Annotated in this window: 19 protein-coding genes; 3 read left to right on the top strand and 16 right to left on the bottom strand. The window is 38.7% G+C overall.

All coding sequences use genetic code 11. The features are described 5' to 3' along the window. Nucleotides 1-35 precede the first annotated feature (35 nt). The 11 genes from der to RU86_RS02900 all read right to left on the bottom strand — a co-directional run bounded on the left by der (nucleotide 36) and on the right by RU86_RS02900 (nucleotide 10,658). Nucleotides 36-1,346 carry a ribosome biogenesis GTPase Der gene (gene der / locus RU86_RS02850; protein WP_096813969.1) on the bottom strand — a complete coding sequence of 437 codons (1,311 nt, stop codon included), beginning with the start codon at nucleotides 1,344-1,346 and terminating at the stop codon, nucleotides 36-38. Nucleotides 1,347-1,524: 178 nt separating this feature from the next. Beyond that, a complete protein-coding gene (gene dnaI / locus RU86_RS02855) occupies nucleotides 1,525-2,412 on the bottom strand; it encodes a primosomal protein DnaI (RefSeq protein WP_096813970.1) in 888 nt (295 codons plus the stop codon). 1 nt (nucleotide 2,413) lies between these two features. Next, on the bottom strand, nucleotides 2,414-3,598 hold the full coding sequence (locus RU86_RS02860; protein ID WP_096813971.1) for a DnaD domain protein: 1,185 nt from the start codon (nucleotides 3,596-3,598) through the stop codon (nucleotides 2,414-2,416). Between the two features lie 58 nt (nucleotides 3,599-3,656). Then, nucleotides 3,657-4,109: a transcriptional regulator NrdR gene (nrdR, locus tag RU86_RS02865; protein WP_096813972.1), complete on the bottom strand. Its 453-nt coding sequence runs from the start codon at nucleotides 4,107-4,109 to the stop codon at nucleotides 3,657-3,659. After that, on the bottom strand, nucleotides 4,084-4,752 hold the full coding sequence (gene trmB, locus RU86_RS02870) for a tRNA (guanosine(46)-N7)-methyltransferase TrmB (RefSeq protein ID WP_096813973.1): 669 nt from the start codon (nucleotides 4,750-4,752) through the stop codon (nucleotides 4,084-4,086). Before trmB ends, nrdR begins: the two co-directional genes overlap by 26 nt. Before the next feature lie 94 nt (nucleotides 4,753-4,846). Next, nucleotides 4,847-5,647 carry a phosphotransferase family protein gene (locus tag RU86_RS02875; RefSeq protein WP_096813974.1) on the bottom strand — a complete coding sequence of 267 codons (801 nt, stop codon included), beginning with the start codon at nucleotides 5,645-5,647 and terminating at the stop codon, nucleotides 4,847-4,849. Between the two features lie 43 nt (nucleotides 5,648-5,690). Continuing rightward, on the bottom strand, nucleotides 5,691-5,969 hold the full coding sequence (locus RU86_RS02880; protein ID WP_223271039.1) for a Veg family protein: 279 nt from the start codon (nucleotides 5,967-5,969) through the stop codon (nucleotides 5,691-5,693). A 67-nt stretch (nucleotides 5,970-6,036) separates the two neighbouring features. After that, complete coding sequence (gene dnaB / locus RU86_RS02885; RefSeq protein WP_096813975.1) at nucleotides 6,037-7,398, bottom strand: replicative DNA helicase; 1,362 nt, start codon at nucleotides 7,396-7,398, stop codon at nucleotides 6,037-6,039. Beyond that, on the bottom strand, nucleotides 7,399-7,851 hold the full coding sequence (rplI, locus tag RU86_RS02890; RefSeq protein WP_096813976.1) for a 50S ribosomal protein L9: 453 nt from the start codon (nucleotides 7,849-7,851) through the stop codon (nucleotides 7,399-7,401). It abuts the gene before it with no gap. Between the two features lie 64 nt (nucleotides 7,852-7,915). Further along, nucleotides 7,916-9,868, bottom strand: coding sequence for a GGDEF domain-containing protein (locus RU86_RS02895; RefSeq protein ID WP_245810460.1), 1,953 nt, complete (start codon nucleotides 9,866-9,868; stop codon nucleotides 7,916-7,918). A gap of 148 nt (nucleotides 9,869-10,016) precedes the next feature. Continuing rightward, the gene (locus RU86_RS02900) at nucleotides 10,017-10,658 is read right to left on the bottom strand and encodes an HAD family hydrolase (RefSeq protein ID WP_096813977.1); all 642 of its coding nucleotides are present in this window, start codon (nucleotides 10,656-10,658) and stop codon (nucleotides 10,017-10,019) included. A gap of 218 nt (nucleotides 10,659-10,876) precedes the next feature. On the opposite strand from RU86_RS02900, the gene RU86_RS02905 reads away from it, so the two are divergent. After that, nucleotides 10,877-12,223: an aspartate kinase gene (locus tag RU86_RS02905; protein ID WP_096813978.1), complete on the top strand. Its 1,347-nt coding sequence runs from the start codon at nucleotides 10,877-10,879 to the stop codon at nucleotides 12,221-12,223. A gap of 30 nt (nucleotides 12,224-12,253) precedes the next feature. Here RU86_RS02905 and RU86_RS02910 read toward each other — a convergent pair whose 3' ends face one another. Continuing rightward, nucleotides 12,254-13,660 (bottom strand): Cof-type HAD-IIB family hydrolase, encoded by a 1,407-nt coding sequence (locus RU86_RS02910; RefSeq protein WP_096813979.1) that lies wholly within the window; start codon nucleotides 13,658-13,660, stop codon nucleotides 12,254-12,256. 597 nt (nucleotides 13,661-14,257) lie between these two features. Here RU86_RS02910 and RU86_RS02915 point away from each other — a divergent pair. Both RU86_RS02915 and RU86_RS02920 read left to right on the top strand, forming a co-directional pair. Continuing rightward, a complete protein-coding gene (locus RU86_RS02915; protein WP_245810464.1) occupies nucleotides 14,258-16,726 on the top strand; it encodes a cation-translocating P-type ATPase in 2,469 nt (822 codons plus the stop codon). A gap of 152 nt (nucleotides 16,727-16,878) precedes the next feature. Further along, complete coding sequence (locus tag RU86_RS02920) at nucleotides 16,879-17,148, top strand: YiaA/YiaB family inner membrane protein (protein WP_096813981.1); 270 nt, start codon at nucleotides 16,879-16,881, stop codon at nucleotides 17,146-17,148. A gap of 141 nt (nucleotides 17,149-17,289) precedes the next feature. Here RU86_RS02920 and RU86_RS02925 read toward each other — a convergent pair whose 3' ends face one another. From RU86_RS02925 to treC, 4 genes are all read right to left on the bottom strand, one after another. Then, nucleotides 17,290-17,715 (bottom strand): hypothetical protein, encoded by a 426-nt coding sequence (locus RU86_RS02925; RefSeq protein WP_096813982.1) that lies wholly within the window; start codon nucleotides 17,713-17,715, stop codon nucleotides 17,290-17,292. 209 nt (nucleotides 17,716-17,924) lie between these two features. Then, complete coding sequence (gene argF / locus RU86_RS02930) at nucleotides 17,925-18,926, bottom strand: ornithine carbamoyltransferase (RefSeq protein ID WP_096813983.1); 1,002 nt, start codon at nucleotides 18,924-18,926, stop codon at nucleotides 17,925-17,927. A gap of 253 nt (nucleotides 18,927-19,179) precedes the next feature. Further along, complete coding sequence (locus RU86_RS02935; RefSeq protein ID WP_096813984.1) at nucleotides 19,180-21,180, bottom strand: mucin-binding protein; 2,001 nt, start codon at nucleotides 21,178-21,180, stop codon at nucleotides 19,180-19,182. A 395-nt stretch (nucleotides 21,181-21,575) separates the two neighbouring features. Next, entirely contained in the window at nucleotides 21,576-23,183 is a 1,608-nt protein-coding gene (treC, locus tag RU86_RS02940; protein ID WP_096813985.1) for an alpha,alpha-phosphotrehalase, read from the bottom strand. Nucleotides 23,184-23,198 lie beyond the last annotated feature (15 nt).

Here is a 23,198-nt window from a genome sequence, read left to right on the forward strand (position 1 = left end):
AAAGCTTCTGAATGCAAGATTCAGAAGCTTTTTTATTATTTACGTTTACGTGAAATGAGATGAATTGGTGTCCCTTCAAATACAAATGCTTTTCGAATTTGATTCTCTAGCATACGACCATAAGAGAAATGCATCAACTCTTCTTCATTAACAAAGACAACGAAAGTTGGTGGTTTGATGGCCACTTGTGTCGCATAAAAAATCTTAAGACGACGGCCTTTATCAGTTGGTGTTGGGTTGATAGCAATCGCATCCATGATTACATCATTCAGGACTGCTGAAGGGATCCGCATATTTTGCGCTTGACTCACTGACTTGATCAACTCAGGCAATTTATGCAAGCGTTGTTTTGTTTCTGCTGAAACAAAAATAATCGGTGCATAGCTTAAATATTGGAACTCATCACGGATTTTTTCTTCCCAATTTTTGAGGGTTTTATTATCCTTCTCGATCGTATCCCATTTATTGACAACAATGATGATACCACGACCAGCTTCATGAGCGAATCCTGCAATCCGTTTATCGTACTCACGGATACCTTCTTCGGCATTAAGAATCATCAGCACAACGTCTGAACGGTCAATCGCACGCATGGCACGCATGACAGAATACTTCTCAGTTGATTCGTAGACCTTACCACGTTTACGCATACCAGCAGTATCAATCATGGTAAATTCTTGATCTTCGGCATCCGTAAAGTTAGTATCGATAGCATCGCGTGTTGTGCCCGCAATCGGACTTGCAATCACACGATCTTCTCCTAAGATCGCATTGATCAAGCTTGATTTACCAACATTTGGTCGACCAATTAGTGAGAATTTGATGATATCTGGATTTTCTTCTTCGGTGTCTACTGGTAGATTCTCTACGATGGCATCTAAGACGTCACCTGTACCGATACCATGGACAGCTGATACTGGATATGGTTCGCCAAGTCCTAAACTATAGAAATCAAAAATTTCCATCCGACGTTCAGGATTATCGATTTTATTCACTACAAGAATGACTGGTGTATCTGTTTTATATAGAATTTGCGCAACATACTCATCCGCGTCTGTTACCCCATTTTCGCCATCTACGACAAAAACGATGACATCAGCTTCATCCATGGCAATCTCGGCCTGCGCCTTGATTTGCGACATGAAAGGGGTATCTGCCATTTCTATACCACCTGTGTCAATCATGGCGAATTTATTATTTAACCATTCACTTGTTGTATAAATACGGTCACGTGTAATACCGGGAATATCTTCAACAATAGAGATACGCTCTCCAGCGATCCTGTTAAAAATTGTTGATTTGCCGACATTTGGTCGGCCTACTATTGCTACTGTTGGTAATGCCATTTATTTTCTCCTCTATGTTACCGTGCTCTCCACTTGATAAGCACTCAGATACTAGTATAACATAAATAAGCAAGATAAAAATGCTATCTTTTGTTCGATAGCATTTTTATAGGGATACTTAATTTTACTGTACTTAAAACTAGCCTATCGCTATCCGAGCCATGAGGATGCTACAAAATTAGCGATTACGTCGATTTTCACCCGCTAAGGCATACTCAGTCGACAGCTTACGCACACGTTCCATGACACGTTTTGCTGACCAGGTCTCATCCCCTTTTTTCGTCATCGCCAAACGTTGCTCAAGTTCAAGCATTGTCAGATTTGAAGTGAAAAATGTCGGAAGATTTTCTTGCATCCGATACTGCAAGATGACTTGCAGAATATTATCACGGATCCAATCATTATTACTTTCTGCGCCAATATCATCTAAGACCAATACTTCGGTTTTCTTAACTTCGTTAGCTTGTGCTTTCAAGTCATCAAATCCTGAATTATCCGAAATAAATGATGGATAGTGAATTAGGGTGGTTGAGATACCTTTTTCAGCCAATTCATTTGCCATAGCAGCCATCATGAAACTTTTACCAACCCCAAATTGACCATAAAGATAGACGCCACCTTGATTTGGATAATCAGAAATAAAAGCCGCTACTGCTTGGTAGGCTGTAATTCGGTTGGCATCATCCAACAAGACATCATCCCAAGAAATATCAACCATATCTTTTGGCATGCCGATCAATCTAACACGGCGTTTTTTACTCAGCTCAGCTTCTTTTGCTAAAGTATCAGCTGTCGCACGATAGGTAACATCAGCAAAGCCTTCATTATTAAATAAAATCGGTTCATAACCAGCAATTTTTGTCGTTTCACCTGAGACAAATTTTGCTTTTTCAGTCACATATTCATTAAACTTTGATAATGATTTGTTAACTTGTAGTGGTTGAAAGTCATTTTTGGATATAAAGTCTTGAATTTCTTGATTTTCTAAAATCTTCTCTGACAATTGGTGATATCTATCCCAGTCAAGCCGCGTTTTCATCCCATCTGCTATCGAGTCAAAAGCCATTTCAGTCACCGCCATTCATTTTTTTAAGCGTCTCTTGCTTGATTCTTTCAAGTTCAGCCTGCTGTTTTGCATCTGTTTCATTTTTGTAAGCAGGATCATACCAGTCGGGCGTTTTACTACCAACTGGTGCTACTTTTGCTTGTGACTGCGTTTTTTTCTTTGCTTTATCAGCCTGTTTATTCTGATAGGTTGATAACCATTTTACAGCTAGTTCTGCAGTCGTCACTTGATCTTTTTTCCAACGATTAGCCTGCTCTTCTATATAATCAGAGATATTTGAATAGCCTCGAATCTCTAAGAAGTAAATAATCAACATATTTTGAATATCGTCAGCTACACCATCTCGTGATAAGCGTGCTAATAACTGCTTTTCTTTTTGTGTTGGATGACCATCGAATCGCCGTTTTTTTATCTGAGCTAGTAAGCTCTCAGGCCGTTCAGATTTTGCAGTTCTAATCAAAGCTTGTTCTGCTTTAGAGAAATCTAGCAGACGCGGTTGCTTTTGATTTAATGTAATTAATCTACGGGACATATTTGCTGTATTTAAAGACTGATCCGCATTTTGAGTTGTCTCAGCAATTTTAAACAACTGATACCAGTCTAAACCAAACTTCTCTGAAAGGGCATAAAGTGCTAACGTATCTTTTGTCTCATCAGAAAACTGAATCCCTTGTTGCTGCATAGCAGCCTGAAAAGCCGCCAGATCTAGTGTTCCCGTTACTTGTGATGAGGGTTCAACAGGTGTTTGGATGTCATTTACTCGGTAAATATCAGAAAAGCGTTTTGAGATATTTTTACCAGAAAACGTGTTTGATTGTGCTAACTTGTCTACAGCTGTCTGGCCTATCTTATCTATTAATAGTTGCTTATATAGTGGGTCTGACAAGAATTGTTCTGGACTTAAATGACTATGCAGGACAAATGTTAACTTACCATGATCATCATAGATGTCCATTACCTTTAAAGCAGATAGTTTTTCAATACTCAACTCTAAGGCATTCATGCCATAATCTAATTGGTTTAGCAAATCAGATAACCGCCCATTTTGTTGCGGAAACACCCGTAGTAATTGATAAAGGGCAAACCCTTCAAGTCCGATAATCGGTTGATAATACATGACAAAAACACCAGCATCAAAGCTGATTTTTTCATTGTTTTCAACGCTGAATTTATCAATTGGTCTCATATCAACTCCTTGCTGAAGTGCTTATAACAGCTAAGCCTATCCTGCTAAATTTGACGCTTTATTTATTTTTTTTTGTAATATTTCTAAGTAACTCTTCAAGATCACTGACATCTTTAAAACTACGATAGACACTGGCAAAACGCACATAGGTGATTTCATCTAAGTCAGCCAGTTCTTCCATGACATATTCACCGACAATCTCAGAACGTACTTCATTTTCAGATAGCATCCTGATTTTACGCTCAACACGTTCAACGGCTTTTTCTATTGCTTCTGAGGAAACTGGACGCTTTCTTGCACTTCTAACAATACCAGTAATGATCTTGTCTCGATTAAATATTTCACGTGTATCATCTTTTTTAATGACGAGCAAAGGCATTTCTTCTATCCGCTCGAAGGTCGTAAAGCGATTATGACATGCTTCACACTCCCTACGACGTCTTATGGCATTTTCAGCTTGCCGACTATCGACAACTTTAGATTCATCAGATTGACATTTTGGACATTTCATCTTGAAATTGTGCCTCCACACGGTAGATCACTTGACCTTTTTCAGAAAATTTTGCTTCATATTCTGTCATCACATTTTTTTCTGCGAATACAGTATCTGCATGTAGATCCAACCAAACTTGATTTAGCACCATACCATATCGGCTCATTGCACTTAATGAATATTCAAAAAGACCACGATTATCTGTTTTAAAATGAACTTGTCCATTTTTTACTAATATGGTTTCATACGTTTCAAGAAAATCCTTATAGGTCAATCGGCGTTTTTCATGACGTGTTTTAGGCCATGGATCTGAAAAATTGAGATAAACAAGATCAACTTCACCAGCTTCAAAATAATTGGTTAAACTACTACCATCAACATGTAAGAGCTGAACATTTGGTAATGCTAAACTCAGCACTTTATCCAGCGCAAAAGATAAGACCGTTAGTTGCATATCAATCGCAATGTAATTAATATCTGGATTTTGTTGGGCCATCCCTGTAATAAAGCCACCTTTACCAGATCCTACTTCGATATGAATAGGGTTATCATTGCCAAATTTTTCTGACCATTTACCTCTAAAGGCTTCTGGGTTTTCAACGACATATTGGCGATTTGCTGCCATCATCTCTGGCGCGCCCTTACGATTTCTGACTCGCATTTTTACTCCTATTCTACTATTATTACTAGCTAATGCTAGCCACTTGAATGTTTCCCGTTAACAGAAACAAGGAGACATTAGTCTCCTCTTTATTTTATTTAAAAATTTCTCTAAAATTTCTCAAGCCTATTATTTCTGAATTTGCAGCCTGTAGATTATCTGACCATAAATTTTCATTAATCTGTTTTAAAAATGACAGCATGCCATACCACTCTACTTTGGCATATGCTTCCTCATCTACTCGGTAGCCTGAATAATCTAGCCAATCTCGCCACTTACTTGGCGCAACATAATGACTCAGCAGGTGGGCAACATCTACAAAAGCATCCGATAAGGCAACTGTATCCCAATCAACCAGGTATATTTTCCCGCTGTGATCATTTCTCAGCCAGTTATGGTGATTAACGTCACCATGAACTAGCACTGCTTGCTGTGCATCAAATTTTGGTGTTGCTTCACGTAATTGGCCGAGGGCCTCTGATAAATAGGTGTTCTCAAGCAGACGTCTATGCGCTTGTTTGTACAAGTTATCAATTAAATTCTTAGGCGTCGTGACATCATCACCAAATTTTTTGAAGGCTTCTACCAGCATTTTACTGTGGTGTAATGTGCCTAGTGTTTGATTAATCTGTATGTCACCCATCTCAGTAGCAGCGAGTACAAGACCATCTACCCATGATTGTGCTGTTAACATATCACCACTGCTGTTACGCTTGGTCCAAATAATTTTTGGTGTCAAGCCAACTTGTGAAATCGATGCTAAGAGTGGACTTGCATTTACTTTTACAAATGCTTTTTGGTTGCCAAACGTTGCATAAAAGACATTATTGATACTTTGACCAAATGAATTATTTAAGGGCACATAATGCCAATCGACATCATTTTCTTGCATCATGTTGATAGAATCCTCCTTTCTTTATCATAATCAATGGATCTCTTTAGCCTTTATAATGAATTAACATAGACTGTGTTAAAATATCTGCATACATATAAGATTCGACGATTTTCTGACCACGAGGTAAGAATTTTTCAACAACAAAATGCGTATCAAAGACCTCAGTCAAGGTTACTTTATGTCTGTTTTCACGTTTACGACCGTAATGATCTGTGATATCAACTTCTTCACCTAAGTGTGATGCAACTTCTTTTTTGATTTCAATAATTTTTCCGACTTCTTGGCTATCCATATTGCTCTCATTTCTTTGAATTCTCTTCATTCACCTAGATGAACTTTTACAGTATTTCTATTATAACATGAAAGGCCCATTAAAATCTACACTAGATTTAGTAGCTTGGTCCTGACTCATGATGTGTATCAATGCTCGTAAACTTAGTAAATTGTCCCACCCACATTAATTCTGCTGTCCCTGTCTCACCAGATCTATTTTTCGCAAAGATAATCTCTGCTTTATTATCTAGTTCAACTTCTGGATCATTTGGATTTTGATAATAGGCTTCACGATGAATGAAGGCGACGATATCTGCATCCTGCTCAATCGATCCAGATTCCCGTAAATCGGATAGCTTAGGCCGTTTATCTTCACGCTGTTCAACACCACGACTCAGCTGACTTAGTGCTAAAACAGGTACTTTAAGTTCTTTGGCCAACACTTTAAGTTGTCTAGAAATTTCGGAGACTTCTTGTTGCCTATTTTCTTTACCAGTCCCTGAAATCAACTGAAGGTAGTCGATTAGAATCAAACCTAGACCACCTTGCTCTTGTGCCAGTTTACGAGATCGTGCTCTAATCTCTGTAATTTTTATACCGGGTGAATCATCAACATAAATGCTTCTATCTGCTAGAGCACCTTGGGCAATAATTAGATTACTCCAATCATCATCGTTCAGCTTTCCCGTTCTCAATGAATAGGCATCAATCAAGCCTTCAGATGATACCATCCTGTTGACCAAACTCTCCGCGCCCATTTCCAATGAAAAGATGGCAACTGTCTGACCTAACTTACCAATATTAGCAGCAATATTCAGTGCAAAGGCCGTTTTCCCCATGGCTGGGCGGGCAGCCAAAATAATCAGCTCCCCCTCATGTAACCCTGTTGTTTTTTCATCAAGCGCAGGATAACCTGTTGAAATACCTGTCACTGTTGATTTTTGCTTTGACAGGCGTTCAATCTCGTCGTAGTTGGTATCGATAATCTCTGAAATCTTTCGAAAACCAGATCTTGTCCGACCTTCTGTGACCGCAACAATCCCTTTTTCAGCTAGGGCAATAATATCATCTGCTGGCTCATCCTGAGAATAGGCACGCTCTACTGATTCTGTTAACTGGCGAATCAGTTTACGCAGTAAGGCCTTCTCAGATACAATCTTAGCATAGAAGGCGGCATTAGCAGCCGTTGGTGTACTTGCAGCTAACTCTGCAATATATGAAATACCACCTATCGTTTCAAGGTCGCCCTGATTATCTAGTAGTGTATGAACCGTTAGGACATCGATTGGGCTACGCTCATCTTGTAACCGCATCATAATTCGGAAAATGATCTGATGAGATGTCTTATAAAAGTCATCTGCAGCGATAAACTCCGATACTTCAATCAAGCGTTCGCTATCAAGGAAAATCGCCCCAAGCACAGCCTGTTCTGCTGCTAAGTCTTGAGGCGGCGCCTTTAGCACATCAATATCTGCCATTTATTTCTCCGAAATTTTGACGCGAATTGTCGCGATCACATCTTTATGCAGTTTTACAGGAACATCTTTTAAGCCAATCGCTTTCAAGGGATAAGCTAACTGGATTTTATGTTTGTCCAATTTTAAATCGAACTGCTCATTAAGTGCATCTGCAATTTTTTTAGAGTTAATTGCACCAAACAAGCGCCCATCAGCCCCAACTTTTTCTTTAATCTCAACAACGGTCGCTTCCTTTTCAAGCTCAGTCTGAAGTGCTTTTGCTTCCGATAAAATTTCTGCTTCTGCTTTTTCTTCTGCTTTAACTTGACCACTTAAGGCAGCCATTGCTTGACCAGTTGCTTCTTTAGCAAGATTTTTTTTGATCAGAAAATTTTGAGCAAAACCAGTTGGGACTTCCTTAACCTCACCACGTTTACCTTTTCCTTTGACATCTTGTAAAAATATAACTTTCATTTTGTTTCTCCTTTTTCTTAATCAAGTGACACTTGAAGCTAGCTGTGCCATCGCCTAGTTAGGCTTACTTATCTATAATCGTTAATAAGTCCTCTTTGACCTCAGCTGGCGTTTTATCATAGACCTGGGCAGCTGCATTATTAAAATGACCACCACCACCTAGTTTTTCCATGACACGTTGCACATTATAATCCCCAGATGATCGTGCAGAAATTGCCACATAGCCATTTTCATGATTGACAATCGTGAATGACGCAACAACACCTACCATATCAAGTAGTGTGTCTGCGGCCTTTGCGGTCGTGACATTATCATACATCTTGCGATAAAGACCAATCCCAATTGCCACATGATCATGAAACTCTGCATTTAAGACAATTTCGTTCACTTTTTTATATTTATCAAACTCAGTCGCCAATAAATTTTTGATTAGCTCGTTATCAGCACCTTGTGAACGCAAGAAAGATGCGGCTTCAAACGTTCTCGTTGTGGTTCCTTTAGAAAAGTTTTTGGTATCGACTGAGATACCTGCTAAGGCGATAGATGCTTCAACTTTCGACATTTTTTGATGTTGTTCATTTTGATACTGCAAGACTTCTGTGACCAATTCTGATGCTGACGATGCACCACTTTCGATATAGGTCAGCAAGGCATTTTTGGGGAAATCATCATCCCGCCTGTGGTGGTCAATGACGACGACCTTGGCAAAGCTTTTATAAAATTCATAATCCATGGTTTGGCTCGTTTTAGAGTGGTCCACCATAATCAAAAGAGAATTTGCCTTTTTAAGTTCTCTTGCGGTGTCCATCCTGATGATATGTGCAAACCCATCTTTTGACTCATTTAACTTGTTGATTGCACGCGCAACATCTGGCAGTAGTTGCTTTTCGTCATAAACAACAAAAGCTTCTTTGTCATTCATATTGGCGAAAATTTTAGTCACAACAGCCGCACCTAGAGCATCCATGTCGGGATACTTATGTCCCATAACAAAGACATTATCCGAATCTCTGACAATCGTCCTAAGGGCTGTAGCAATCGCTCTTGCCCGTGTTCTTGACTTCTGAATGTGACTGGCTGAATTACCACCAAAATAAATCGGTTTTGCAGTATTAATATTTTCTTTGATAACAACCTGGTCCCCACCTCGAACAAGGGCTAGCTCTAAGTTATCGAGGGCAGTTCTGCCAATCTTTGAAAAATTTTCTAAACCATAAGACATACCGATAGATAGCGTCAATGAAAATTTTTGCTCCATCGCCTCTTCACGAAAACTTGTCACAAATTCAAACTTATCGTCCATGATTTTTTTCAAGGTCAGATAATTCGTATAGACGTAGTATCGACTGGCATTATAGCGACTTGTATAAACGTTATACTTACTAGATATGGCATCTATCTTAGTCGCGATAAAACTGTTAATGAGCGTCCGACTACTATCAGAAATCAAATCCGTCGCATCATCATAATTATCCACCGAAATGATGCCAATCACTGGTCTACTCTCACGTGTGATGGTCTTTGCAACCACTTCACTTGTTGCATCTATAAAATAGAGTAATTTTTTTTGATGGTCCACTTTAACTGCATATTTTTTCTGATCTACAGGTAGATATTGCATGCCCTGATCATCGATATCTTGTACAATTTCTTTGATTTTATCTGCTGACAGTTTTTCTTCATCATTGGCAAAGATGATATCAACATAAGGATTAAACCACTCTGGTGAATAATCCTTATCTGAGTAGCGAAGGACACCTAAAGGCATCGTATCAAGCGTCGCATTTAAGGAATTTTCTGCAAGCTCATTTAATGCCCGAATATTGTCGATATTTTTTGCACTTGCAGCCTTTGAGCGGACAATTAATGTAATCGCAATGATCAGGTTCACTACTAATAACAAAACAATTTCTGTTTTCTGAAATTTAGCCACTCGTAAGATTAATACCTCACATAAATAAACACCTGTCATGAAGCTCATAATTACCAGGGGTAAGAATTTTTCAAATCGTTTCACTTCACACCTACCTCTATACAAAAACATGATGCCGACTACTGTCACAGATCATGTCTATTTTAACACGACAAAAAATTGCTATAATAGCTTATTTTATCATATTTTACAGCCTTTATCAAAGAAACACCTATCGCTACTATCGGGCATTTCACAGGTGGGCATCAATCTGTGTTAAGGTGTCAAAAAGTCGATTTGCGCGACGCTGATCTAGACCAAAATGATAATCTTTTATGCCCCATACCGTTGCACCCGATGCCACGCCAGCTGCAATGCCTTTTTGACTGTCTTCTATAATAAGCGTCTCGTCAGCTGTCACAGACAATCGCTTCATGGCAACCTCATAGATTTCTGGATTTGGTTTTGACTCCTTAAATGATTCTCCAGATAAGATAATCTCAAAGTAAGGCAGCAACTGAGTCACCTCTAGGGCCCTTAATATCTCTACTTTTGCTGTACTAGAAGCCAAACCAAGTCGATATCCTTTTTCAATCAGACTAAGGATGGTTGCTTTGGCATCAGAAAAGACGAGCGTCTCATAGGGAATCCGATTTGCTAGTTTGTAGCGGAGATATTCTGCTTCTAAGGCAGGCACATCCCATTTTTCATAGTCCTCAGCCAAAATCATGTGCCAAACTTGCTTCATATTACCACCTATAAACACAAGGGGCGATAAGTGGTCAATCGAAATGCCTTTACGCGTTAAAAAGGTTTTCCGCCTGTCATAATAATAGGCCTCGGTATCAACCAAAACGCCGTCCATATCAAAAATAATCACTTTATATTTACTCATGCTTCTATTTTAACAAATTTTTTGATAAAATTTTAAGAATTTTGTATTGAAAATTTTCTGAATTTTCGGTAAAATAGGGTATTACTCGCTCATCCTTATATATAGCAACACTTAACAGTTAAATCTTAGCGTTCTCCTATCACTTAAGATAGGGCTTATAAAGAACAAACAATCAAACCGAGTGTCAACATATTAACTTAATCAAAGGAAATCTTATCTTGAAAGTCATTAAATTTGGCGGCTCTTCCCTTGCAAGTGCCCAACAACTCACAAAAGTCCTGAATATTGTTAAAACTGATAACAGCCGTCGCATTGTGGTTGTTTCTGCTCCTGGTAAACGAAATAGCCAGGACACTAAAGTAACAGATGCATTGATTGCTTATTATAAAGCTTACAAAAATGGTGATGACACCTCAGAGAATCAAAGCTGGATTATCTCACGTTATCAAAGTATCTGTGATGAGCTAGGTATTCCTGGTGCTGTCATGGGAAGTATTACCGAAAATATTAACGCATTAGCCAGCTTACCAATCACTGGCAATCAATTTTTATATGATGCTTTTTTAGCAGCAGGAGAAAATAATAATGCAAAATTAATTGCAGAATATTTCACTGAAAATGGGATTAACGCACGTTATATCCATCCTAAAGAGGCAGGCATTATCGTTACACCTGAACCAGGTAATGCACGTTTATTGCAGTCAAGCTATGCTAAACTAAGTGCCTTAGGCAATTTGTCTGAGACCCTAGTCATTCCAGGGTTTTTTGGTGTCACAGAAAATGATGATATTTGTACTTTTTCACGAGGTGGATCTGATATTACTGGGTCCATCATTGCTGCTGGTGTGCATGCTGAACTGTATGAGAATTTCACTGATGTCGATGGCATTTTCTCTGCACATCCCGGGATCATTACTGATCCTAAATCGATCACTGAATTAACTTATAAAGAAATGCGTGAGCTTGCTTACGCTGGCTTCTCTGTCCTACATGACGAAGCCTTGCTTCCTGCCTATCGTGCCGATATCCCTCTTGTTATCAAGAATACCAACAATCCTGATCATCCTGGTACCAAAATTATCGCTAAACGCACCATGCCGGGTAGTCCGGTCGTTGGTATTGCAGCTGATGGTAACTTCACTTCTTTAAATATTTCAAAATATCTGATGAACCGGGAAGTTGGATTTGGTCGTAAAGTCTTACAAATTTTGGAAGACTTCAACATTCGGTTTGAGCACATGCCTACTGGTATAGATGATATGAGTATTATCATCAGAAATCGCTATCTAACGCCAGATATTGAGCGCTTAATCACTGAGAAAATAACGGAAACCCTAGCGCCAGATACGCTCTACTTTGAAAAAGATTTATCGATCATCATGATTGTTGGTGAAGAGATGAATGAACATATCGGTGTCACAGCTCGTGCTGCCAATGCCCTTGCAACAGCAGGCATTAATATCGAAATGCTATCACAAGGCTCATCAGAAGTTTCAGTCATGTTTATAGTTAAAACAAATCAAGAAATCGCCGCAATTAGAGCATTATATGCAGAGTTCTTCTAAAAATAAAAGCTAAAAAGACGACAGATAAACTCACTTGTCGTCTTTTGCTTTGCTTAATTTACTCATAGCAACCCGAATTTGTCTGTCCAATTCAGCTGTTATTTTCTTTTCTGGTGCGAAGTCCGCCTCCCAATTTTCTGGTTTTTGGATTTTATGGGTGTCAGGATCAAATCGCGGTTTCCCATCTGGGAAAATCTTGCCCATATTCGCTTTATGAACGATGTTAAATATTTCATGAGGATCTACACCCATTAAGGCAAATGACCCATACGTAAAATAAAGCAAGTCTAAAAGCGCATCGACTTCTCCAACCAAAGTATTCTCACCATCGACAAGCGGTTTAGCCTTTACTTTGTTAGTCGCCGCATTTATCGCACCATGTAACTGCTCAGTTAAGTCGTCGAATACAGCCATATCAGCATTTGATGCTGCAAACAAGAATTCTACAATCTCTTCAACCTTGAATCCAGCTCGATGACCGGCTTCTTCTGGCAAAAAGACACGTGGTAACTCTTGTGTTTTTTCATCCATGACGCGATGGAATTCCTTGACTTGATTAAAATGCTGATCTTTACTGATAAAACTAACTGCATTCTTGAAGTTAATCAGACCAAAATGCGCCAGAGCTTTGGCAATACCATCTGAATTATTGTTGTCCGTGATATAATCCGCGATATGTTTAATACTCGTCGTTGCATTTCCCATCCCAACGCCAATACCAACACCTGATAACATCTCAAAATCATTGTCCGAGTCTCCAAATGCCATGACTTGAGACAGCTCAAATCCGAACTGGTGACCCACTTTTTCGATTCCTTTGAGTTTTGAATTGCCTTTAGCAATCAAATCTGCTGAATAAGGATTTGAACGTGTCGCCTGTAAGTCTGGAAACCTGGTCATAATCTCATCCGTTTCCGTACTTGTTGCGATCATGATCACTTGATAAACTGGTTGCCGAATACTTCTGGATAAGTTTGACGACTGAGGTTTAATCTTGCGAATCACATTTTTAAAGCTATTTTTGGTTAAGCTTGATATATTTTTAGGCAGCATATTTGCAATCAATTGGGCTGTGCGTGTTTCCCCAAATTTCAACAAACTACTACCATGCACTCCATCAGCCATCCCCAAAGAAATATCTCGTCCATGCTTTCTAGAAAATTCGACAATATCACGTAGCGTTTTTTTATCAATCGGTGTCGTAGACAGAATAGCATCCGGTGTGAAGATATATTGGCCATTATAGGCCACAGCAAAATCTAAGCCCAGTGTTTCCATGAGCGGTAGCACAAAAGCAGGACCACGACCTGTCGCGACACCAACTAAAATCTTATTTTTATGTAATTCAACAATGGCACGTCTCGTCGTCGCTGCCACATTTCTAGTGCTTGTAAAAAGCGTACCATCTAAATCAAAAAATACTGCTTTAATCTCCATACATGTCCTTCTCTTCTATGCGCTTCTACTTTACATACGATCGTCTGTTATCAAGTCAGCGTTACTAGGCTATGTTTGTTACCGTTACGATCTTAAAAACCCTTAGTCCAAGACTACTACGCCTTTTCATGAAAATGCTTTATTTCTATTATACACCTATCTTGCCGAAAAGTCTGAAATTTTTATTATGGATACTCAAAAAGACACGCCTTTAATGCTTGACAATGACTGAGTTGCTTATGTAGGCCTATAAACTCGGAAAAAAGCAGACCATACCTGATAGTCAGCCATACTCATATCACTAACAAAATATCCGACTTTTTTTAAAGGACTATGCTACAATTAATGTAATATTATGTTTTTTTATAGTAAGTCCTGACAGTATCATGTCATTTATAACTAGCATATATGATTAAAAATGAGTAGTTTAATGAATTGATGACCTGTTAAATAGGAAGCACTCCTGTCATCTCTTATTTTTTTATCAACTATTAGCAACCACCCAATCTTGACAAGCAAAGATTGAAAGGAAATTGAGGTAATTTAATGTCTAAGCAAAAGCAGCCGCCAACTAACCTGCCTAATCAACCAGAATCGATGCACAATCAGTATGCTCGTTTCCAACCTGATTATGAATCTGGTTTAACAACTGCACAAGTTAAAGAACGTATCGAGCAAGGCCTAACAAATTTACCTGTTGATACGAATTTTAAGTCTATTCCAAAAATTATTAAAGAAAATACCTTTACTTATTTCAATCTGATTTTCTTAATTTTTACCATACTCCTGGTCTTGGTTCAGTCTTACCATAATTTAACTTTTTTACCCGTCATCGTGGGTAATATTCTCATTGGGATCATACAAGAGATTCGGTCTAAAAAGATACTAGATAAATTAACCGTCTTAAATACCACGCACGCGACAGTGGTTAGAGAGGGTGTTGAAACTGCTATTGCGACAAAGGATCTAGTTTTAGACGATATCGTCATGTTCAAAGCTGGTGATCAAGTCCCAGCAGATGCCCAGGTCATTTATGGGACAGTAAAAGCAAATGAATCTCTCTTGACAGGAGAATCAGATGAAGTGCCGAAAGCAAACGGAGATGAGTTGATGTCGGGCAGCTTCATCGTTTCAGGATCATGCTATGGCAGACTAGAAAAAGTTGGGGCTGATTCCTACATCTCAAAACTGACGAATCAAGCCAAAGCCATGAGTAATGAAGAACAGTCTAAGATGATTATTTCTTTAAACAAGCTTGTCAAGTGGGTCGGCATTTTTATCATCCCCATCGGTATTACACTCTTTTCTCAAAGTTATTTCTTTAATGGCAACTCTGTTCAAAAAAGTATTGTTACCATGGAGGGTGCCTTAATTGGTATGATTCCTGAAGGTCTCTACCTTTTAACAACAGTTGCTTTAGCTTTGAGTGCAACGCGTTTAGCTAGAGAAAAAGTCCTGCTTCATAATATGAAGAGTATCGAAACACTTGCACGTGTCAACGTCCTATGTGTCGATAAAACAGGCACAATTACTGAAAATGAGATGTCCGTTGAACGCTTGGTTGAAGCCAAAAGCTATCAAAGTGATGATAAGCAAAAACAAAACCTAGCTGAACACGTCGGTGATTTTGCTGCAGCCATGTCTGAAGATAATGCGACAATGGCTGCCATCAAAGCCCATTTTACAAAAACGTCTCATCGCAAAGCGCTATCTTTTACTACTTTCTCATCAGTAGATAAATTTAGTAGTGTTACCTTTGATGATGGGACCTATATCTTAGGGGCTCCTGAGATGGTGCTACGTGATCAGTATGCACAATACGCTGCGGAAATCACCCCTTTTGCCGAAACTGGGTCCCGTGTCCTTGTCTTTGGCCGATATGAGGGTGTTTTGACTGAGAAACTGTTAGTTAATCCAGTTACCCCACTTGGCTTTGTCTTATTATCTAATGCCATCCGTGCTAATGCAAAGGAAACCTTTACCTATTTTGCAGAGCAAGATGTTGCCATCAAGGTCATTTCTGGCGACAATCCACTTACCGTTAGTCATATTGCAAAAGAAGCTGGCATCGAAAACGCTGATAAATATGTTGACGCTCGTGAGTTGACAACACCTGAATTAATCGCAGCAGCTCTGAAAACAAATGCCGTTTTTGGTCGTGTCACACCGGAGCAGAAAAAAAGTTTTGTGGAAATCTTGAAAAAAGAGGGAAATACGGTCGCCATGACAGGAGATGGTGTTAACGATATTCTAGCCATGAAAGAGGCTGATTGTAGTATTGCTATGGCATCCGGAAGTGATGCAACTGCACATGCCGCACAAGTTGTATTATTAGAATCTGATTTCTCTAAAATGCCACAGGTCGTGATGGAAGGAAGACGCGTTGTTAACAATATCGAACGCTCATCAAGTCTATTTTTAGTCAAAAATATTTTTTCTTTATTGATGTCGCTATTTGCGGTGATATTCTCAATTACCTACCCGTTACAACCCTCACAAATTACCTTGATTAGTCTCTTTACCATTGGGCTACCATCATTTTTCTTGGCACTCGAGCAAAATAAGCAACGTATTCATGGCAACTTCTTACTCAATATATTAGGTAAAGCCATACCTGGTGGGGTGACCGATATGTTGATCGTCGGCGCACTAGTAATCTGTGGCACGATTTTCCGTCTGTCACCTACTGATATCTCGACAACTGCAACCTTACTGTTAATCGTCGTTGGGTTTATGGTACTGTATAAAATCAGCTCCCCTATGAATCGCTTTCGTCAACTGATCTTCTTTTCATCCTTAGCAGGTATGTTGGTCTTTAGTCTTTTCTTTAGTAAACTATTCTCTCTAACCAAAATTTCACCAACCTCAATACTCCTCTTAGTCATTCTCTTCTTTACTGCCGAATCAATCTTTAGATTTTTAACAAAAATATCTGAACTCATCGGTCAATATATACAGAGTGTCGATCGGACTAAAATGACAAGTATGCGCTATGTATGCAAAAGTTTGTACAGGTTCATGTTTAAAAGAGGCCCTCTAAAAACCACCGAAGATAGCATGAGCTAGTTTATTACCAAGTCCTATCCGTTAGTAGACTAGTGCATCCTAGGTTTTGTCAATGATAACTAACTCTATAAGAAAACAAATTTTATTTGATTTTAAACTTGTTTTGTGTTAAAATAGATAAAAAATAGATTAATTAAAAAGAGGAAATAATAATGAATAATATCAAGAAAAAAGCTTACAGAAATACACCCGCATTCGTTATGTTAGCATGGCTATCTTTTGTCTTCTTCATTGCCTTAATATTAATTGGTCTGTATACACTAAAAGAACCACTCATGGTTAAGGGCTATTATCTAATGGGATCTGTTGGCCTCATTTCTTCTTCTTTCACGCTATCTAAGGTCGTTAGAGATAATCAAGAAGATGAAGAACGTTACAACCAGATGTTTAGAGCACAAGACAAACAGATAGTCGAAGATTAACCGACTTATGACACCTATTTCAACTGAATACAAACAAGATCCTTCAGAGGCTACTAGCTCTGAGGGATTTTTCTTTAGCAAACAAACAAAAAATCAAGCATTGACTACTCGATTTCAAAATTTTATATTTTAGGGTTCACATCACTCAGAAAACTGACTGACCAGATTTTTTAATTCAATGATACTAGTTTCTTGCCATGGGAAATACTTGCCCCCTTTAGGAGACATGGAAAACACTCGCTTTTTATCATCCATAAGGGTATGGATGTGCAACTCTATTCTGCCAATTTTTTTATTTAAATCTATTTTCTTTATATCATTAAATGCAATATAAGTTACAATGTGTGCTACTAATACAGGCGAATATTTTTTCCTTTTAATAAATAGTAGTCCAGACTTCTCAATACTCAAATTATACATCGTTAAAAATAAAGCTGATAGTGCAAATCGTCTTTGTAAATAATTCCCCTTATTCATAAGAGTGAGATTGGCAGAACATGGGTTATAACCAATACTTTTTTTGATTGCATTTATGTAAGAGTCATCATGCCATTTTATTATTTTCATGTCATCCTCCTTCATTGTATTTTCTATCAAAAGAAAGCCGATACTACCATCATCATACGTTTAGCAATTGTCGTGGCTAACCTATTTAGATAATTATATAGAACAAGTAAAAACTGCAGAAAATCAGGGAAAACACGTTGACTTCTGCAGTTTTAGTCTTGTAAATACTGCTATTTCTAACTGCTTGTGTGGCCCTATACTACTTAAAACTAAACTGTTGGGATAAATAAATTACCTAGCGTTGCTGCCATCACAGCTTTAATCGAGTGCAGGCGGTTCTCAGCTTCTTGAAAGACGACAGAATTTTCACTTTGGAAGACAGCTTCTGTCACTTCTAATGCTGTCAAACCTGTTTTATGATGGATATCAGCCATCGTTTTCGTTTCTAAATCATGAAAAGCTGGTAAACAGTGCATAAAGATACAGTTAGGATTATCTGTTTTAGCAAGTAAGTCACTATTGACTTGATAAGGCAGAAGCATAGCAATACGCTCGTCGTATTTATCTTCTTCTCCCATACTAACCCACACATCGGTATAGATGATATCAGCACCCTTCACCGCAGCAGTATCAGCAGTAATAACAATCTCACTACCCGTTTCCAAGGCTTTCTCTGCAGCAATATTTTGGATAGCAATGTCTGGTTGTAAGGCTTCTGGTGCTAAAATCGTAATATGCACGCCTAAAATAGCAGATGTCACCAAAAGTGAATTGGCCATGTTATTTCGACCATCTCCAACATAAACGAGGTGTTTGCCAACATAGTCACCCAGTGTCTCTTTGATTGTCATAAAGTCAGCTAACATCTGTGTTGGGTGCCAGGTGTCTGTCAAACCATTCCAGACAGGTACGCCTGATTTAGCAGCTAAAATCTCAACATCACTTTGCTTAAAGCCTCGAAATTGAATACCATCAAACATGCTACCTAAAACTTTTGCTGTATCAGCCGTCGATTCTTTTTTACCAAACTGGATATCATTTGGCCCAAGAAATTCTGGATGCGCCCCTAAATCATTTGCTGCAACAGTAAAGGCAGCACGCGTTCTAGTTGATGTCTTTTCAAACAAGAGGGCAATGTTTTTTCCTGCCAAATAAGCATGGGGAATATTGTTTTGCTTAAGTTTCTTTAAATGAATCGCAAAATCAATCAAATAGGTTAACTCTGCTTGGGTGAAATCAATTTCTTTTAATAATGAACGTCCTTGAAACATAAAATAGACCTATCTTTCTATGGGCAGATCTCATTTACTATTGAAAATAAACAAAACCAGAAATGAATAATAAGTCTATTTTAATGCATATTTATTCATTTGTCAAGTCTTGTTAGACAAGAAAGACAACTGATTACGAGTCGTATAAGCTATTTTTATCATAAAAGACGTTTCATCCTCTATGACAAAGAACGCAGTCAATTCAATAGACTTGTGACCTAAATTTAGCAGTTTGCATGCGACTATTTAATGTTTAAGACGCTTTTCTTAGGTTTCTGTAGCTAATTAGCCCGATAATGATAAGACCAGTTAGTAAAAAACCGATGATGCTCTGTTTAAAGTTACTGGATTCACCAGTTTTAGGCAGGACAGATTTTAATGACTTATTTTTTGATGACTGTGGTTTAGGTAATGCGGTTCCTGCTTTTTTTTCATTAGGGGAACTATTTTTTTCTTTATTTTCCTCTACCGCACTACTTGGGATAGCTTTTCGATAAACCACTTGTGACGTCATATCATTTGTATCACCCGTAATATCATTTACCGCGTCTATTTTCAGATAGTCTGCTGTCGTACCAGATATAGTTGGTGAGGCGATTGAATCAAATGTCGTACTGCCATCTTGAGATACCCAGGCACCATACTTAGTATCTCCCGTCACCTCATTTATGATTTCCAATCTAGTAAAATAGATGACTGTCGTTACATCATCAGCTGCTTTTGTGCCATCTTCATAGGTATAACGGATGGTTCGACTGACTTTTTTTGTATTCATTTTTTTTGAAATCTGATGCTTTAAATGGACCTCAAAGGTTTGAACAACCCCTGGTTTATCATAGGCTAATCCACTTGACGGAAAAGCGTCCGAAACAAGGACATAGCCCTGGTTGATATAGTCAGCTATCATCGACGCTGTAGCATAGCCATCTCTTGTCTCATATAGGCCAGATAGTTGATCCATCGACAGGATACGATTTGTCGTATCATCTATGTAAGATACCGTAGCTGATTCTTGATCCGCCTGCCACTGTGCATAGAGAATAGCCGTACCGTTCTGCTCAGTTGATAAATTTTGAATCTCCTCATCTGCTATATGGCCCTGACCTTGACCGTCCTTTTGCGTATTCCAGCCCTTGAACTGGTAACCTACCTTCTCAAACTTATTTTTTGAAACAGTTGCCTTTTTATCATAGGTCATGGCTTGATTGTCCATCGTTCCAAGACCACTATTTCCATCAAACTTGATCTGATAGCGATTTGCGATCGCCTCTTTAGGATACAAGGTCAGACCGCCTATTAACATCTTAAGACTATTATTTACATCATACGTATTAACACCGTCCGTTAATTTGGTTAGTCGATAACCTGGTTTTACGTCACTTGCTTTTTTTAATTCATCTGAGCTGATCGTATCCCCATTCTTTTTTTCTACATAGCTTCCCTCGGGATTAATTTGTTTTCTTTTTATCTCCCACTCTGACTTATCTGGACAGACATATACCCTAGACGTTTCTTGATTTAATCCCCATGGTAATACAAACTCGTCTACCTTTGGATGGCCCATCGCAGAAACCTGGCTACCTCCATGATAAGGTCCAATCACTTGGGCAGCATTATTTAGTAGAGGACCTCCTGACAAACCACCTGAATGTCTGGAGGTCCCATAAACTGTGTAGACGCCTTTAATTCTAGTCACATTATAGTTGGAAAAATGTTGCGTACGGCCATTAAAGCTTGGATAACCGACTAAGGCGAGGTTATCACCAGTAAAAAAAGAATGATTGGCAGCATCAGTAAGCAGGGTTAAGGGTTTCACCACGTCACCAATATGTGTATAGGAGCCATCGTTGTTCTTCCTAGGATTGACTTTGATGACTGCATAATCATCTCGACCATAGCCGCCTTGATAGTATGGGCTCGTCTTTGACTTTTCTCTATCTCCAGTCCATTTTCCAAAAGGATGCGAGTTATTACTTCTGAGACCTGGTATGATATCAACCGTCTCCCAACCATTATTCACATGCCCAGCGGTAAGGACGTAATCCCTACCGATAACCACTCCAGATCCTCTACTGCCATTACCCGCAGGAAACTTTTTTGATAGATAGACAACAGATGAATAGGGAAAGCCTGTGACTTCCTGATCAGACACACTATAATCTGCGGATGGGACGACAAAATCTTTGGCATCAATTTTCCCGATAAAGCAAAAATTGCTTAGTAAGATGATGCCCAGAATCACATATTTTTTCATAACTTTTCCTTTTAAATCCAGATAGTATGTAGGCCCGCCTAAGAGCCTACTCACTCATTATTTAAGTCCTCTATATTGATATTTTATCATATCTTACATTATAATAACAGTTAAATTAACATGAGATACTTGTTTTAAATTTATCATAAATAATTTATTTTTTATTTATTTATATATCTTCAAATACTTACGACTAGTAACATACCCGTTAAGGAATACGACAAAAAAAGTTGTCCGAAGACAACTTTTATAGCATTATTTAAGACAATTTAGTGCTGCCATCACATAGTTGACCGAACCCAATCAATCCAACTACTACTTATATAATAAGCCTCAGTAAACGGCCTCAACAAGTGGATCATAACTGTCCTGTTTTAGCTAATCGTCAAAACGGTTTATATAAGAAAAGCGATAGCTTGATAGGGGTGTAGGCTATTTGCAGTGTAGGCTGAATAATTATTAATCAAAATCTCACTATTTTTAAATTCAGTTACTATGTCAAAGTTAACAACCTGATTTGAAAAATTGTTAAGCACAAGTAGCTTACGATCTCCGAATTCACGGATAAAGCCATAAATCGTATCTGAGTCTTGATAGGCTGCTTGGTAACTCCCCTCAGCAATCAAGTCATCTGATTTACGGAGTGCAATCAATTGCTTATAAAAGCGATATATTTCACCATCTTTATCATTTTCAACATTAATCTCCTGATGATTGCCTGTTGCAAGCCAAGGCTGTCCTGTTGAAAAGCCTGCATTTGCTGTATTGTCCCACTGCATCGGTGTTCTAGCATTATCACGGGACTTGATTTGAATGATTTCGAAGGCCTGCGCATGACTGTGACCACTCTCTAGCAGGTTTTGATAGGCATTTTTAGATTCAACGTCTACATAATCAGACATATCCTTAAAATCTGGGTCGATCATGCCAATCTCCTCCCCCATATAAATATAAGGTGTCCCACGACTGAGATGGATACTTGCTGCCAGCATGGTTGCGCCCTTAATCCGGAAGTTTTTGTAGTCGATAAATCGATTAATTGCACGCGGTTGATCATGGTTGTTCCAAAAAAGCGCATTCCAGCCATGACCATCGCTCATCTGTTCTCCCCAGCTATGAAAAAGGGTTCTTAATGCTTGAAAATCAAAGGGTGATTTGGTCCATTTTTGACCATCAGCATAATCTACTTTCAGATGATGGAAATTAAAGGCCATCGATAGTTCATGCCGGTTAGGTTGGCTATAGAGGATACAGTTATCAATGGTTGTCGAACTCATCTCCCCAACCGTGATACTCGCCTCGTCTTGACCAAATGTTGCACGATTCAGCATGTGTAGATAGTCATGTGTCAGCGGTTTATCCGTGTATTCCGCTTTGCCCTCATTCACTGGATTTGACTTAAGCAGCGTATCTTTACCGATCAGATTAATCACATCGAAGCGGAAACCATACACACCTTTCTCCCGCCAAAAATTGACCACCTCAAACAAGGCCTTTCGGACATGCTCATTACGCCAGTTGAGGTCAGCCTGTGTGACATCAAATAAGTGGAGGTAATATTTGCCCGTATCACCAAACGGTGCCCAAGCGTTACCACCGAATTTTGATACCCAGTCAGTCGGTGTGTCTTGAATGAAGAAGAAATCTTGATAGTAGGTATCCCCTGCCAAGGCCTTTTGAAACCACTCATGTTCGATAGATACATGGTTAAGTACCATATCCAGCATGACATCAATGCCGCGTTGCTTAGCTGCGGCGATCAGCCTATCAAAGTCAGTCATTGTCCCAAATACTGGGTCAATAGCTGTATAGTCTGAAATGTCATAGCCATTATCACGCTGAGGACTTGGGTAGATCGGATTTAGCCAGATCATATCGATGCCAAGATCAGCTAGATAATCAAGCTTTGAGATAATCCCTTGTATATCTCCTATCCCATTTCCTGTTGTACCTAAATAAGATTTAGGATAAATCTGATAGATTACTTTATTTTTAAACGTCATGCTATTCATCCCCTT

Source organism: Pseudolactococcus piscium (genome assembly GCF_002441695.1).
Classification (GTDB): Bacteria; Bacillota; Bacilli; order Lactobacillales; family Streptococcaceae; genus Pseudolactococcus; species Pseudolactococcus piscium.

Coding starts and splice junctions, on each gene's coding strand:
- der (WP_096813969.1), bottom strand. CDS start 1,346: ATGGCATTACCAACAGTAGCAATAGTAGGCCGACCAAATGTCGGCAAA.
- dnaI (WP_096813970.1), bottom strand. CDS start 2,412: ATGGCTTTTGACTCGATAGCAGATGGGATGAAAACGCGGCTTGACTGG.
- RU86_RS02860 (WP_096813971.1), bottom strand. CDS start 3,598: ATGAGACCAATTGATAAATTCAGCGTTGAAAACAATGAAAAAATCAGC.
- nrdR (WP_096813972.1), bottom strand. CDS start 4,109: ATGAAATGTCCAAAATGTCAATCTGATGAATCTAAAGTTGTCGATAGT.
- trmB (WP_096813973.1), bottom strand. CDS start 4,752: ATGCGAGTCAGAAATCGTAAGGGCGCGCCAGAGATGATGGCAGCAAAT.
- RU86_RS02875 (WP_096813974.1), bottom strand. CDS start 5,647: ATGATGCAAGAAAATGATGTCGATTGGCATTATGTGCCCTTAAATAAT.
- RU86_RS02880 (WP_223271039.1), bottom strand. CDS start 5,969: ATGAAGAGAATTCAAAGAAATGAGAGCAATATGGATAGCCAAGAAGTC.
- dnaB (WP_096813975.1), bottom strand. CDS start 7,398: ATGGCAGATATTGATGTGCTAAAGGCGCCGCCTCAAGACTTAGCAGCA.
- rplI (WP_096813976.1), bottom strand. CDS start 7,851: ATGAAAGTTATATTTTTACAAGATGTCAAAGGAAAAGGTAAACGTGGT.
- RU86_RS02900 (WP_096813977.1), bottom strand. CDS start 10,658: ATGAGTAAATATAAAGTGATTATTTTTGATATGGACGGCGTTTTGGTT.
- RU86_RS02910 (WP_096813979.1), bottom strand. CDS start 13,660: ATGGAGATTAAAGCAGTATTTTTTGATTTAGATGGTACGCTTTTTACA.
- RU86_RS02915 (WP_245810464.1), top strand. CDS start 14,258: ATGCACAATCAGTATGCTCGTTTCCAACCTGATTATGAATCTGGTTTA.
- RU86_RS02920 (WP_096813981.1), top strand. CDS start 16,879: ATGAATAATATCAAGAAAAAAGCTTACAGAAATACACCCGCATTCGTT.
- RU86_RS02925 (WP_096813982.1), bottom strand. CDS start 17,715: ATGAAAATAATAAAATGGCATGATGACTCTTACATAAATGCAATCAAA.
- argF (WP_096813983.1), bottom strand. CDS start 18,926: ATGTTTCAAGGACGTTCATTATTAAAAGAAATTGATTTCACCCAAGCA.
- RU86_RS02935 (WP_096813984.1), bottom strand. CDS start 21,180: ATGAAAAAATATGTGATTCTGGGCATCATCTTACTAAGCAATTTTTGC.
- treC (WP_096813985.1), bottom strand. CDS start 23,183: ATGACGTTTAAAAATAAAGTAATCTATCAGATTTATCCTAAATCTTAT.